11 protein-coding genes are annotated in these 13,636 nt (G+C 53.8%); 7 read left to right on the top strand and 4 right to left on the bottom strand.

Annotation, left to right across the window (positions count from 1 at the left end; all coding sequences use genetic code 11):
* Positions 1–6: 6 nt before the first annotated feature.
* The 3 genes from LCF41_RS07600 to LCF41_RS07590 all read left to right on the top strand — a co-directional run bounded on the left by LCF41_RS07600 (position 7) and on the right by LCF41_RS07590 (position 4,791).
* Positions 7–1,365, top strand: coding sequence for an HlyD family type I secretion periplasmic adaptor subunit (locus tag LCF41_RS07600; protein ID WP_225087529.1), 1,359 nt, complete (start codon positions 7–9; stop codon positions 1,363–1,365).
* A 2-nt stretch (positions 1,366–1,367) separates the two neighbouring features.
* Positions 1,368–2,723, top strand: a complete 1,356-nt coding sequence (locus LCF41_RS07595; RefSeq protein ID WP_225087528.1) for a TolC family outer membrane protein — start codon at positions 1,368–1,370, stop codon at positions 2,721–2,723.
* 727 nt (positions 2,724–3,450) lie between these two features.
* Positions 3,451–4,791: an anaerobic C4-dicarboxylate transporter gene (locus LCF41_RS07590; protein ID WP_225087527.1), complete on the top strand. Its 1,341-nt coding sequence runs from the start codon at positions 3,451–3,453 to the stop codon at positions 4,789–4,791.
* A gap of 207 nt (positions 4,792–4,998) precedes the next feature.
* On the opposite strand, the gene cuyB is transcribed toward LCF41_RS07590, so the two are convergent.
* The 3 genes from cuyB to LCF41_RS07575 all read right to left on the bottom strand — a co-directional run bounded on the left by cuyB (position 4,999) and on the right by LCF41_RS07575 (position 7,917).
* Positions 4,999–5,715 (bottom strand): cysteate racemase, encoded by a 717-nt coding sequence (cuyB, locus tag LCF41_RS07585; protein WP_225087526.1) that lies wholly within the window; start codon positions 5,713–5,715, stop codon positions 4,999–5,001.
* On the bottom strand, positions 5,712–6,725 hold the full coding sequence (gene cuyA, locus LCF41_RS07580; protein WP_225087525.1) for a D-cysteate sulfo-lyase: 1,014 nt from the start codon (positions 6,723–6,725) through the stop codon (positions 5,712–5,714). Before cuyA ends, cuyB begins: the two co-directional genes overlap by 4 nt.
* 169 nt (positions 6,726–6,894) lie before the next feature.
* Positions 6,895–7,917: a malate/lactate/ureidoglycolate dehydrogenase gene (locus LCF41_RS07575; protein ID WP_225087524.1), complete on the bottom strand. Its 1,023-nt coding sequence runs from the start codon at positions 7,915–7,917 to the stop codon at positions 6,895–6,897.
* Between the two features lie 319 nt (positions 7,918–8,236).
* Between LCF41_RS07575 and LCF41_RS07570 the strand changes: the two genes are divergently transcribed.
* From LCF41_RS07570 to LCF41_RS07555, 4 genes are all read left to right on the top strand, one after another.
* Positions 8,237–9,259, top strand: a complete 1,023-nt coding sequence (locus tag LCF41_RS07570) for an ABC transporter substrate-binding protein (RefSeq protein ID WP_431191556.1) — start codon at positions 8,237–8,239, stop codon at positions 9,257–9,259.
* Between the two features lie 62 nt (positions 9,260–9,321).
* Positions 9,322–10,188: an ABC transporter ATP-binding protein gene (locus LCF41_RS07565; RefSeq protein ID WP_225087523.1), complete on the top strand. Its 867-nt coding sequence runs from the start codon at positions 9,322–9,324 to the stop codon at positions 10,186–10,188.
* A complete protein-coding gene (locus tag LCF41_RS07560) occupies positions 10,148–11,014 on the top strand; it encodes an ABC transporter permease (RefSeq protein ID WP_225087522.1) in 867 nt (288 codons plus the stop codon). The genes LCF41_RS07565 and LCF41_RS07560 overlap by 41 nt, the downstream gene beginning before the upstream one ends.
* Positions 11,015–11,131: 117 nt before the next feature.
* Positions 11,132–12,235 (top strand): iron-containing alcohol dehydrogenase family protein, encoded by a 1,104-nt coding sequence (locus tag LCF41_RS07555; RefSeq protein WP_225087521.1) that lies wholly within the window; start codon positions 11,132–11,134, stop codon positions 12,233–12,235.
* A 74-nt stretch (positions 12,236–12,309) separates the two neighbouring features.
* On the opposite strand, the gene gltP is transcribed toward LCF41_RS07555, so the two are convergent.
* Positions 12,310–13,626: a glutamate/aspartate:proton symporter GltP gene (gene gltP / locus LCF41_RS07550; RefSeq protein WP_225087520.1), complete on the bottom strand. Its 1,317-nt coding sequence runs from the start codon at positions 13,624–13,626 to the stop codon at positions 12,310–12,312.
* Positions 13,627–13,636: the final 10 nt, after the last annotated feature.

Below are 13,636 nucleotides of genomic sequence, written 5' to 3'. Positions count from 1 at the left end.
ATAATCATGTCCGCGTTACGCGAAGTCACATCACAGCCGACAACTCCCGTCTATCCGGTGGCGGATAACGTTGCGGCGATGCCATTACATACCGATGCCGGGCGCTATTTGAAGCACGGCCTCTGGCTGGTGCTTATCGGCTTTGGTGGCCTGCTGCTGTGGGCAGGCATGGCGCCGTTGGATAAAGGCGTCGCCGTATCTGGTCGGGTCATTGTCGCAGACAACCGCAAAGCAGTGCAGCCCGTCAGTAGCGGACGCATCGCCTCGCTCAGTGTGCGAGATGGTGACCACGTGCAGGCCGGACAAATTCTTGCCACGCTGGATCAGACACCCGCTCAGGCGCAGCGCGACAATCTCGTCACCCAACTTCAGGAAGCGCACGCGGGCGAAGCACGCCTGCTGGCGGAACGTGACGATCTGAGTGCGATTCCCTTCCCAGCCGCCACAGAACCACACAGTACCGTCACGCAGCAGATCCAGATCGCCCAGCAGCAGCTTTTCATCAGCCGCCGCGCCGCACTGCAACAGGAACACGCGGCGATGCAGGCAGCCCTCATCGGGGCAAAGGCGCAGTCGCAGGGTTCACAGGCACTGCTGACTAGCAGCCAAACGCAATTTCAGATTATCAGCGAGCAGCTACGCGGGCTGCGTCCGCTGGCGCAGGAAGGCTATATCGCCCGTAACCGCCTGCTGGACGTCGAGCGGCAGGCTGCCCAGTTGGCAGGCGCAATTGCGCAGGAACGGAATAATCAGGTACAGCTTCAGCAGCAGGTCGTCGAACTGGAGCAAAAGATCCAACAGCGCCAGAACGAATATCAGAAAGAGGTACGCGCCCAGCTCGCCGATACCCAGCGTTCCATTCAGGATCTCACCCAGCGACTGAAAACAGCGGAGTATGAACTTCAGCACACGCATATTCGCGCGCCCGCCAGCGGTACAGTCGTCGGGCTGGCGCTGCATACCGAAGGCGGCGTGGTCAATAGTGGGCAGATGTTGATGGAGATTGTTCCTGATGGGCAACCGCTATTGATTGACGCGCAGTTGCCTATCGAGCTGGTAGACAGAGTCAATAACGGGTTGCCGGTCGAGTTGCTGTTTTCTGCGTTCAACCAAAGCACCACACCGCGTATTTCTGGTGTTGTCGCACTCATCGGTGCCGACCAACTCGTCGAGCAACAAACAGGAAAACCCTATTACGCCCTGCGTATTCACGTCGATGAACAGGGTAAGCAACAGCTCGCCGGGCTGGACGTGCGTCCCGGTATGCCGGTGCAAGCCTTTATTCGTACCGGTGAACGCTCCCTACTCAACTACCTGTTCAAACCGCTTTCCGATCGCCTGCATCTGGCACTGACCGAGGAGTAATCATGCTGCGCCTTTCATCCGTTTATCGCGCGGCGATCCGCTCCAGCTATGCCGTTTCCCTTGTTCTCACGCTGCTCTACAGCACACCGAGCCAGGCATTAGGATTAATGGAAGCCTGGCAACATGCATTAACGCACGACCCCGCCTTTCAGGCCGCTGTGCATGCGCGTAATGCCGATAGCGAAGAGAAAAACATCGGGCGCGCCGGGCTGTTGCCGAAAGTCACCTATGATTACAGCCAGTCCCGTAACGATTCCACAGTGACGACAGGTGGTCAGCAGTCAGAACGGGATTACACCAGTCGGGCTTCCAGCTTTTCTCTGCAACAACCGCTGATCGACTACGCAGCGTGGTCACGCTATCAGCAGGGTGAAGCCAGCGCCGTGCTGGCAGACGAACAGCTGCGCGATGCCAGCCAGCAGTTATTGGTACGTCTGTTCCAGGCTTACACCAACGTGCTATTTAGCCGCGAGCAGATTGCGCTGGTTCAGGCACAGCAGCGCGCTTATCGTGAGCAATATCAACTGAATCAACACCTCTTCCAACAGGGGGAAGGTACGCGCACCGATATGCTGGAAACCGAAGCGCGCGTCAATCTGACCGAAGCGCAGCTCATCGAAGCGCAGGACAATCTGGATATCAGCCTGCGTGAACTGGAAACGCTGCTGGGGATGCCCGTTGGTGTGGATCAGCTTGCGGCGCTAACGCCACGCTTTACGCCGCAGCCGCTTCAGCCCGCGGGCTATCAGCACTGGCAAACGCTGGCGCTGCGTCACAACGCGCAGCTACTGGCGCTTACTCAGTCGCTGGCCGTGGCGAAGTACGGCATTGAGCGTAACCGGGCGGGTCATCTGCCTCAGGTCACGCTGGTTGCCAGCACGCGTAACACGCAGTCAGACACCGAAAACAGCTACAACCAAAAATACGACACGCGATCGATTGGCATCCGCGTCAGCGTACCGGTTTTTGCTGGCGGCGGCGTCTCTGCCGCGACGCGTCAGGCACAGGAGCGCTATCAGCAGACGGCGCGGGAGAAAGACGAACAGACGGCGACAATCCAGACGGAACTGCGCCGCCAGTTTAATTTGGTCACGAGCAGTCAGGCGAAAATCCGCGCCTATGAACTGGCGGAAAAGTCGGCGCTGGCGCTGGTTACCGCCACCCAAAAAAGCGTTCAGGGCGGAGAGCGCGTGAACCTTGACGTGCTGAACGCCGAGCAGCAGCTCTATGGTGCACGGCGCGATCTGACTGAAGCGCGTTATACCTGGCTGACGGCCTGGCTACAGTTGCGTTACTACGCCGGAACGCTGGACGAACAGACCTTGCGTCAATTAGCGACCTATTTCGTACACCGCTAACAACGCGAATTCAGAACACTATATAAGAGATAACACTGCTGTGCGGCTACATCCGGTTAGAAAGGAAAATAAGCCGCATCCAGATATTCTAAAATATTTATAAAGATTTTATATTAATAACTAATCACACTATAAAAGGTGTCTTGCTTCGCATACGATGTGAAAATAGCTGTAAATCTGTCAGCTATATTTCTGGCGTAAATAGCGGTAGCACGGCAGTCATTTTTATTTACTGGCCATTTCTCGGTGACCTAGCGTTGACTTCATTGTCACAAAGGGATTCATGTTGTCATTTTTAAACTAATCATTTAAAAACAATACAATAGGAGAAAATACCTCATTAGAGGTAGATAAGGTGACCTTAAAGTCTGTTTTTTTACAGTTATCGTTAACGAAAATAAGAAATAAAAGAAAACAAGATACAACAAAATAAGAACAATAATTTAATGGATTTTAAAAACACGCCATCATCCATTAACAACCCAGTCAAAGAATGCTTAAATCAATCATTAATAAATTAAAATTACACTTAAATAACTAAATAAATCAGAAAAACATAATTATTGCGAGCGAGATCTTTTATTTTCAGTAAAGCAGGCAAAGATAAAATTTAATAGATTTAGATCAAGAAAATAAATAACAACCCGTCCATATAGTACCCACAGTAACAACTCACTTATTTTAATTCTAACTAATTAGTTCATTATATTTTTGCAATGGGGCTACTATGGACTTCATCATTCAATTAGTCATTGTCCTGATCTGCCTTTTTTACGGGGCAAGAAAAGGCGGGATCGCGCTGGGTTTATTAGGCGGGATTGGGCTTGTTATTCTGGTCTTTATTTTTAAACTGCAACCGGGTAAACCTCCCGTTGACGTCATGCTGGTCATCATTGCCGTGGTGGCCGCGTCGGCAACGCTTCAGGCATCGGGTGGGCTGGATGTCATGCTACAAATCGCGGAGCGTATGCTGCGGCGTAACCCGAAATACGTTTCGATTATCGCACCGTTCGTCACCTGTATTCTGACGATCCTGTGTGGTACCGGCCACGTGGTGTATACCATCCTGCCAATTATTTATGATGTCGCCATCAAGAATAATATCCGCCCAGAAAGGCCGATGGCTGCCAGTTCCATCGGTGCCCAGATGGGGATTATCGCCAGCCCAGTCTCTGTTGCGGTGGTGTCGCTGGTTGCCATGCTGGCGAATTTCACTTTCCAGGGCAAACATCTGGGATTCCTCGACCTGCTGTCTATTACCATCCCTTCTACCCTGCTGGGTATTCTGGCGATCGGGATTTTCAGCTGGTTCCGCGGTAAAGAGCTGGACAAGGATGAAGATTTCCAGAAATTCATCGCCGATCCTGAAAACAAGCAATATGTGTATGGTGATACCGCCACCCTGCTGGACAGAAAACTGCCACGCAGTAACTGGATCGCCATGTGGATCTTTCTGGCAACCATCGCGGCAGTAGCAATTTTGGGTGCCGTTGAAGGGCTACGTCCAGCCTTTGGCGGGAAGCCGCTGTCGATGGTGCTGGTGATTCAGATGTTTATGCTGCTGTCTGGCGCCATCATCATTATTGCGACCAAAACCAATCCGTCATCGATTTCGAAGAATGAAGTGTTCCGTTCAGGGATGATCGCTATCGTCGCGGTATACGGTATCGCCTGGATGGCGGAAACCATGTTTGGCGCACATCTGGAAGAGATAAAGGGTACGCTGGGTTCATTGGTGAAAGTGTATCCCTGGGCTTACGCGATTATCCTGCTGATTGTCTCGAAGTTCGTAAACTCGCAGGCGGCAGCGCTGGCAGCGATTGTTCCGGTAGCGCTGGCTATCGGGGTGGATCCCGCATACATCGTGGCATCCGCACCCGCCTGTTATGGTTACTACATTCTGCCAACCTACCCAAGCGATCTGGCTGCTATCCAGTTTGACCGCTCCGGCACCACCAAGATTGGCCGTTTCGTTATCAACCACAGCTTCATCCTGCCGGGACTCATTGGCGTAACCACCTCCTGTATCTTTGGCTGGGTGTTCGCCGCCATGTACGGCTTCCTGTAATCAGCCGAAAAGCCGCTCAGCAATGAGTAATGCCGATCGTTTAAGAATCGAGATACCGGGGGCTACCACGGTGCGAGGTATCCCTGCGGGAACCTCATCACCGTGTTTCCCCCTAAATCCACGCTTAAGTGAACAGTATTACTCAGCAATGAGCGGCTTTCATGCGATAGTCGCGCCACCCTGCTAGCAGCCGCTGGCAGGGTGTTTTCATTTCTGTTGCCAGATGCGCACGCAGGCCTGTGCCAGCGCGCGTGTTGGATCGATACTGATGTCACGCCAGCGTGACGATACCGCCTCCAGCGCCGGAGGCACTTCCGTACAGGCCAGCACCAGACGCTCTGCTCCTCGTTCCACCAACTGTTCAGCAAGCTGATCCAGTAAGCGTCCACCCTGTCGTAGCTCGCCACGTTTTACCGCATAGCACCCTGGAACAAACAGCGTCGTCATCTCCTGCTCATTCGGCACCACGGTTTCAGCCTCTAACTGCGCGGCAAAACGCTGCTGATACCACCCGGCGTTGAGCGTCCCGTGTGTCGCTATCAGACCAATCTTGTGCGGTGCATCCTTCACTGCCGCAGACTGTGCAATGGCGTGCAGCGTGGTGTCGGCAATATGCACCAGCGGCGCATGACTTGCCTCAGCCAGCGCGTCAAACCAGTGATGCGCCGTATTACACGGCACCACGATATGGCTGACTGATAGACAATTAAGCTGCCGGATAGCATGCAACAGCGTCGGCAACGGCGATTCACCCGTTCCTGCCAGCGCCTGTTGACGATCGGGAATCTGCGGCACATTCCAGACCACCACTGGCACATGATCCTGATCGCGGCTGGCGGGCGTTTCTTCAATGATTTTATGCAGCAGATCGACCGTTGCCAGCGGCCCCATGCCACCCAGAACGCCAATCAGCGGTGTACTCATTGTGCCGCCGTCTGTTCGAACAGTTGACGGTAACCAAACAGCCCCGCCGAACCACCGGTATGAATGAAGACGATATTTTCATCAGCGCGAAAATGTCCCTGACGAATCAGGTCAATCAGCCCCGCCATACCTTTGCCGGAATAGACCGGATCGAGCAAAATCCCTTCCAGTTGCGCCAGTAGTCTGAGCGCTTCCAGCGTGCCTTCGGTTGGAATACCGTAGCCTTTGCCGACATAATCGCTGTTCACCTGCACCGCACTGCGCGCCAGCTCACCCGGAATCCCCAACAGCTGCGAGGTGCGTTGTGCCAGCGCGTAAACATTCTCTTCCTGCTTCTCTTTTGGCGCTCTGACGCTGATGCCTAATAGGGGAATCTGGCTGTGCGTCGCCGCCAGTCCGGTAACCAACCCCGCCTGTGTTCCCGTGCTGCCTGTCGCATGAATGATATGATCGATGCGCAGGCGCTGCTGGCTGGACTGAAACAGCAATTCTTCTGCGCAGGCGACATAGCCCAGTGCACCTACCGGACTGGAGCCACCACCGGGGATAACATAAGGTTTAAACCCTTCTTTACGCAGCGACGCCGCCAGCGTTTCCATCGCCTGTTGCATGTCTGTACCGGCAGGCAGGTGATCGACTATTTCACCACCAAGCAGGTTATCCAGCAGCACGTTACCGGAGCGCTGATAATCTTCGCCGTAATCTTCCACACGCTTTTCCAGCAGTACTTTGGTTTTTAGCCCCAGCTTTGTCGCCGCCGCGATGGTTTGCCGAACATGGTTAGACTGTGTCGCCCCCTGCGTGATGATGACATCCGCCCCTTGCTGCTGCGCATCGGCAAGCAGGAATTCCAGCTTGCGGGTTTTATTCCCGCCCGTCGCCAGCCCTGTAGCATCATCGCGCTTGATATAGATTGTCGGCCCCCCCAGATAGGCAGACAGGTTCGGCAACGCCTCCAACGGCGTCGGAAAATGCCCCAGTGACAAACGGGGGAATCGGGCAAGGTGCATAATAATCTCCTGGAATACGAATGACAGGTTGAGATGACGACGTGCGGCTTTCATCAATGCGATATAAACACGTAATTTCAACGTATTTAGCCGAGTGCGCCAAATACATGTCCCTCATTGGGATAAATAAAATCAGTTAAATAAATTAAAAAATAATTAATTCAGCGAATCAGGCGACGTTATTCTGTAAATAAGAAAGTTGCCCCCAGCTGACATCATCGACAAAAATGCCGTTCTCCAGCCGCTGACGATAGGTTTGTTTTTCTTTATCGCCCGGCAGTAATAACGTATCGCCATCACGGGATTGGCGCACCCATTCTAATAACGCAGGGATTTCCTGCTGATAGGTTGCTGCTCCGCCTAATTTCTGCGGATCGATTAGAATAGACAGCATACTGTTAATAATCTGCTTACCTTCGCCTTTCGCCGTGCGTTCGGTTTTACCACCAGTTAGCGCCGCGCCCAGCAGAGAACAGACGAGCGAGAGCCCTGACCCTTTATGTTCACCAAATGGCAGCAGAGCCCCCAGAGGTTGTTCCATCAACCAACGTGGATCCACCGTCGGGTTACCTTCGTTATCAACGATACAGCCGGGCGCTACCGATTTGCCCTCGTTCCACGCGATACGGGCCTTGTTACCCGCAATGACGCTGGTGGCAAAATCCAGAATCACCGGGTCGTCATGCTCAACCGGAATGCCGGCACAGAACGGATTTGTCCCAAAACGCGCCTGCTGTCCCTGCCACGGCAGCACCACCGGTTTGGTATACACGTTGGCAAAATGCAGTGACACCAGCCCGACCTCCGCGGCCTGTTCCGCCCATGCACCGATGCGCCCCAGATGGTGAGCATTCGCTAAACTAACCACTGCCAAACCATGTGTTTTTGCGCGCGCAATGCCTTCTGCCACAGCCTGTTTTGCTACCACCTGCCCGAAACCCTGCTGGCCGTCAAACGAGATCGGTGGGCCGAAATCCAGCGTTTTCTCCGCCTGCGCATGAGGCGACAATCCGCCCTCTCGAATCGCCTCGAGATAGCGCGGCAGCATGCTTACGCCGTGGGAGTCATGTCCTTTCAGGCTGGATTCGACGAGGTTGTCCGCCACAATTGCTGCAACTGACGCGTCCACGTCATTGTCCGTCAACCGGTTGCGTAAATAATCGCGTAAATAATGATGCGTAAAAACAGGCATAAGTTTTCTCTATATTAGATCACCATTTTTATTGACTTTCACTATAACTTGGTGGTTTTTATTCATAACTGAAAAATAAGACTATCTATAGTCGATATTTAGCTAAAGCCGTTATTTACTTGATTTCTCGCATTCACCGCCATTTAAATCACATTCATTCTAAGTTATTCCAAAAAACACTTTATCCATGACGTTACAAGAAAATAGGATTCCTCCGTCACCCAATTATTCGTGACGCGTTATTTACTGAAATAATAATTTTCCATTTCTCTTGTTTTATCGCCAGCCCCTATTATTCATTCATAATGAGACAACGATAATGAATCACATAATACCCGCAAAAAAATCGACGCGTTTCGCGCGTCTTGCCGTCATGATTGGCCTGACCTTAACGGCATTTGGTGCCAGTGCGGAAGGCAGCATCAGCATTGCGCAGCAGTTTGGCATTGGTTACCTGATTCTGGATGTCGTGCGCGACCAAAATCTGATAGAGAAGCACGGTAAGCAGCAGGGTCTGGATATCAAGGTAGACTGGCGCACGCTTTCGGGGGCGACGGCTATGAACGAAGCGCTGCTGTCTGGCGCATTGGATGTCGCTTCCGCTGGCGTTCCGCCGATGTTGACCGTATGGGATCGCACTCAGGGGCGTCAGAATGTGAAAGCCATCGCCTCACTCGGTTCCATGCCCAACTATTTACTTAGCAATAACCCGGCGGTGAAAACCATTCGCGACCTGAGCGATAAAGACCGTATCGCCGTGCCTGCCGCAGGCGTCGGCTTCCAGTCGCGCACGCTGCAAATCGAAACCGCGAAGCTCTACGGCGCGGGGGACTTCAAGCGCTTCGACAAGATTTCCGTCAGCCTGCCCCATCCCGATGCCAGCGCGGCACTGATCGCCGGCGGTTCTGAAATCAACGCACACTTCTCCAGCCCGCCTTTCCAATATCAGGCGTTAGAACATGCCAATGTGCACAAAATTTTGAGTTCTTATGACGTGCTGGGCGGTCAGGCAACGTTCAACGTGCTTTATACCACGCAGAAATTCCATGATGAGAATCCGAAAACCTACCGCGCCTTCTATGAAGCCCTGAAAGAAGCCTCGCAGATCATCAAAGCAGATAAAGCCGCAGCGGCTGAAACCTATATTCGAGTCGAGAAATCGAAACTGGATCCTGAACTGGTGAAACGCATCGTCGCCGATCCCGAGATCGATTTCACGATCACTCCAGAGCGCACTTATATTTATGCCGAGAAACTGCAACAGCTTGGCGTGCTGAAAAACAAAGCCACCTCCTGGAAAGACTATTTCTTTGCTGAAATCTACGAACAGCCGGGCAGCTAAGCTAAGCGGCCAGAATCAGGCTTATTCGACGATACCCCTCGTCGCTATGCAGGAGAACAAGCATGACACACCACTCCCCGGATACGGTCACCCAGCCACTGTTACAGGTTGATAGCGTCGGGCTGGAATACCGAACGCGGCGCAGTCTGGTACGCGCCACCCATGATGTAAGTTTTGACGTCTTTCCCGCCGAACGCTTTGTGCTATTAGGGCCTTCCGGCTGCGGGAAATCCAGCCTGCTCAAATCGATTGGTGGCTTTCTTTCACCGGTAGACGGCGAAATCCGCCTTGACGGTCACCCCGTCACGCGTCCAGGCCCGGATCGCATCATGGTGTTTCAGGAATTTGACCAGCTACCACCGTGGAAAACCGTGCTGGAAAATACGCTGTTCCCGCTGGTGGCCAGCCGCCAGGCAACACGTGCCGAGGCAGAAGAACGCGCCCGCTATTTTCTCAATAAGGTTGGACTGGCGAAATTTGCCGATGCGTATCCGCATACCTTATCCGGCGGGATGAAGCAGCGTGTCGCCATCGCGCGGGCGCTCACCATGCAGCCGAAAGTGTTGCTGATGGATGAGCCGTTCGCCGCGCTGGATGCGCTAACCCGCCGCAAAATGCAGGAAGAACTGCTGGCGCTGTGGGAAGAGGTACGCTTCACACTGTTGTTCGTTACCCACTCAATTGAGGAAGCGCTCATCGTCGGCAGCCGGGTTTTGCTGCTCTCGCCGCATCCCGGCCGCGTACGTGCGGAAATCAACTGTCACCAGTTTGCACTGAGCGATCAGGGCAGTGAAGCCTTTCAAACCACCGCACAGCGTATCCACCATCTTCTTTTTCCAACCGATGTCGATGCACCTTCATCCGTCACCTCCACACAAGGTAAACTTTATGAGCATCCTGCCCCCCGTGCGGCCCGAGTATCAGCGTGAACTGGCGCCGCTGAAAGATTTCACCCTCACTCAACCTCTGCCGCTGACCACACGTCTGTGGAATCAGACCTGGCTGCGCAAGTTGGTGCTACTGGCTGGCCTGCTTATCCTGTGGGAGTTCGCCGCGCGCTGGCAAAACAACGACCTGATGCTGCCCGGTTTTCTGCAAACCTTTCAGGCTTTTCGCGACGATCTCGCCAGCGGCGAACTGCCGCATAAGATGGTGATTTCACTCGGTACGCTGTTGAAAGGCTATGTCATCGGTAGCCTGCTGGCCTTGGCGCTCAGCGCATTGGCGGTTTCCACGCGTTTTGGGCGCGACCTCTTAGGCACATTAACGTCCATGTTCAACCCGCTGCCCGCGATTGCGTTATTGCCGCTGGCGCTGCTGTGGTTTGGTCTGGGAGAGAAGAGTCTGGTATTTGTTCTCATTCACTCCGTGATGTGGCCGATGGCGCTGAACACCTACTCCGGCTTTCTCGGCGTCTCGGAAACACTGCGTATGGCAGGCCGCAACTACGGCCTGACCGGCTTTCGCTACATCAACGCCATTCTGATTCCTGCCGCGCTGCCGTCGATTATCTCCGGCCTGAAAATCGGCTGGGCCTTTGCCTGGCGAACCCTGATTGCCGCCGAACTGGTATTCGGCGCATCCAGCGGTAATGGTGGTTTGGGGTGGTACATTTTCCAGAACCGTAACGAACTTTATACCGATCGCGTTTTCGCCGGGTTAGCTTCCGTCATCATCATCGGGCTGCTGGTCGAAGGACTGGTATTTTCCACTATCGAACGCGTCACGGTGAAACGCTGGGGAATGCAGCGCTAGACCTCATTCTGGTTATGCAGAATTTGCCCATTCATAGCCAGAATTGTTCTTTTGCGGCGTTCTCTATCGCTGCTACAACTGATTTATCTTTTCCCACAGAGATGAGAGATCGCGAACATGATTGCAATACAAGCGCCACAAACCTATCTGAATCGTGATGGCATCATTCGTTCTGTCGGCGAATATGCTGCCCCCTACGCGCACACAATACTGATTATTACCAGCCCACAAGCGTGGAAAACGACGTCAGATGCCGTTGAACGCAGCCTCAGCGAACACCGCTTACAGTATCAGGTCGAGTTTTTGCCGGGTGATTGCACCAAACCGGCTATAGAAGCGCTAACGGCACAAGCGCGAGCATTAGGTGCAGAACTGATTTTAGGCGTTGGCGGCGGGCGAGTACTGGATGTCGCCAAAGCCGTCGGCGACATTCTGGGGCAGATTCCCGTCATCACCGTCCCAACCATTGCGGCCACCTGCGCGGCGTGGTCACCGATCAGCGTGATATACAGCGACAGCGGTGCGCACAACGGCCCCTTTCCGCTAACGCGCTTACCGGTGTGGGTGCTGGTAGACAGCGAAATCATCGCCCATAGTCCCGTGCGTTACCTCAAGGCAGGCATCGTGGATGCGCTGGCAAAGTGGTACGAATTTCAACCGTACTTGCGCCACGGCGATGACGGGCTGGCGCTGGTGCTCAAAGCACAGGCCGCGCGACTGGCCGTGGAGACGTTTAATACGTATGGCGAACAGGCTCTCGCAGACAATCAACAGGGTCTGGTCACCCCAGCTCTGCGGCGCGTGATCGACGCCGTTATCGCGCTGGCAGGGGTCGCGAACAGCATGAAAGATGAGGTGCCGCGTATCGGCGTCGCACATGCGATTCACAATAGCATGACGCGCCAGCCAGAGCTGCATGACTGGCTGCACGGAGAGAAAGTGGGTTTTGGCCTAGCCGCACAAGCATTTCTGGAACACGATAACGACGCCGACCGCGAAGAGCTGTTCGCTCAGTTGCGCCGCTACGGAAGCCCGATCACGCTAAGTGCCCTCGGCCTGAACGAACGCCCCCAACAGGTTGAAAGCATCGCGCAGAACGTCAAAATCGCACCGAAAATTGCCGCCCGCCTGCCTTTTGCAACGGATGCCGAACGTATTGAACAGGCGCTGTGGCGCACACAAACTTTAGAAACCAACGAGATAAATAGCCACGCAGCATGACGGTGGATCCATAAAAGAAACAGGCGCCTCGATGACTCGACGCGCCTGTTGTTCATGCAATCAATACCGCAGGATTATCCCTGCTGGGCGGGCTGTGTACTTATCCCTTTCAACTCACGCTCATAGGCCCGCGCCTTCTGCTCATCGAACTGGTGCTCCCACTTGGCGATAACCAGCACCGCCAGTGCATTTCCCACTACGTTCAGCGCGGTACGCGCCATATCGAGGATACGGTCAACGCCCGCAATGAACGCCAGCCCTTCCAGTGGAATACCGACGCTGCCCAACGTAGCCAGCAGCACGACAAATGACACGCCCGGTACGCCGGCAATGCCTTTTGACGTCAGCATCAGCGTCAGCACCAGCACAATTTCCTGCCCAATCGATAGCTCAATGCCGTACAGCTGCGCAATGAAGATCGCTGCAATACTCTGGTACAGCGTAGAACCATCAAGGTTAAAGGAGTAACCGGTCGGCACCACGAAGCTGGTAATCGACTTCGGCGCGCCATAGGCTTCCATCTTTTCAATGATGCGCGGCAGCACGGTTTCAGAACTGGCAGTCGAGTACGCGAGGATCAGTTCATCTTTGAGGATACGAATCAAGATGGTGATACGCAGCTTACACAGCCGCGCGACAATGCCGAGCACCACCAGCCCGAAGAAGAAAATCGCGGCATAAACCAGCATAACCAGCTTGGCTAACGGCCACAGCGACGAAAAACCGAAGTTGGCAACCGTGACAGAAATCAGCGCAAATACCCCAACTGGCGCATAGCGCATGATCATGTGCGTCACCTTGAACATGGTTTCTGACACGCCGCGGAAGACGTTCAGCAGCGGTTCGCGGTGATCTTTCGGCAACGACGATAGCCCCAGACCAAACAGCACCGAGAAGAAGATGATAGGCAGCATTTCGCCATGTGCCATTGCCGCAAAAATATTCGGCGGAATCAGCGACAGCACCGTCCCCACCAGACTGTGGGAACCGCTCTGCACCTGCTCGGTGGTCTTTTGATACTGCGAGATATCCACGGCGGTCAGCGTCGACATATCGATGCCGTGACCCGGCTGGAAGACATTCGCCAGCGTGATGCCAAGAATAATCGCAACTGTCGTGATGATTTCAAAATAGAGGATGGTTTTGAAGCCGATGCGTCCGAGCTTTTTGGCATCCCCGACACCGGCAATCCCGACAATCAACGTGGCGATCACAATCGGGACAACGATCATTTTAATCAGGCGGATAAAGATGTCGCCAGCAGGACTAAGAATATTGCTAATGAGCCACTGGCGGCTTTCTTGCTGTTCATGCAGCACGGCACCGAGTGCAATACCCAGTACCAATGCGATAAGGATTTGCCAGGCAAGGCTGATTTTTTGTGTTTTCATCGTCATTTTC

It is taken from the genome of Pectobacterium colocasium (genome assembly GCF_020181655.1).
Taxonomy (GTDB): Bacteria; Pseudomonadota; Gammaproteobacteria; order Enterobacterales; family Enterobacteriaceae; genus Pectobacterium; species Pectobacterium colocasium.
The sequence above is the reverse complement of the archived record's forward strand: the minus strand, read 5'-3'. Positions and strand labels throughout refer to the sequence as shown.